General features: G+C 46.0%; 1 pseudogene. It reads right to left on the bottom strand.

Annotated elements, in window-relative coordinates:
- Positions 1-188: 188 nt before the first annotated feature.
- A pseudogene (locus ACS8FC_RS18035) lies at positions 189-670 on the bottom strand (argininosuccinate lyase); the annotation flags it as partial.

Raw genomic sequence — 670 nt, 5'->3', positions numbered from 1 at the left:
AGTAAGTTATAATTAATTCAGTTTAAAAGAGATACAAGGCAACCGAGCGCAGATGTAACTGTGATACTTCAAGTGAGGTTAACGATGTAGCTCTTTTATAGGGGGTTGACTATAAATAAAAAACACCCGCATCAATAGCGGGTGTCAGATATATAGCGATAAGTGAGCTCTGGCTCAAAACGGTCTAATTAGGCAAAGGCTTTTAAACGAGCACGGCCATTGACTACTGCTTGCTTAACTTGGTTTGGTGCAGTACCGCCCAGATGGTCACGGGCTGCTAGTGAGCCTTCTAGCGTGAGATAGTCAAAGACATCATCACCGATGGCATCGCTGAATTGCTGCAATTGTGCCAATGACAAGTCACTGAGGTCGACGCCTTCTTTGATGCCTAGTGCAACCGCATTACCCACGACTTCATGCGCATCACGGAACGCAACGCCTTGACGTACCAGATAATCTGCTAAGTCGGTAGCAGTAGCATAGCCTTTCATTGTCGCAGCACGCATACTTTCTTTGTTTGGGACGATGTTAGGCAGCATATCAGCAAAGGCAAGTAGTGAGCCTGTCAGTGTATCGACACAGTCAAACAAAGGCTCTTTGTCTTCTTGGTTGTCTTTGTTGTAGGCGAGTGGCTGGCTTTTCATCAGGCTGAGTAATGTCATCAGCTGAC

The sequence above is a fragment of the Psychrobacter sp. 1Y4 genome (assembly GCF_051847555.1).
This window is presented reverse-complemented; position numbering and strand designations above follow the sequence as displayed.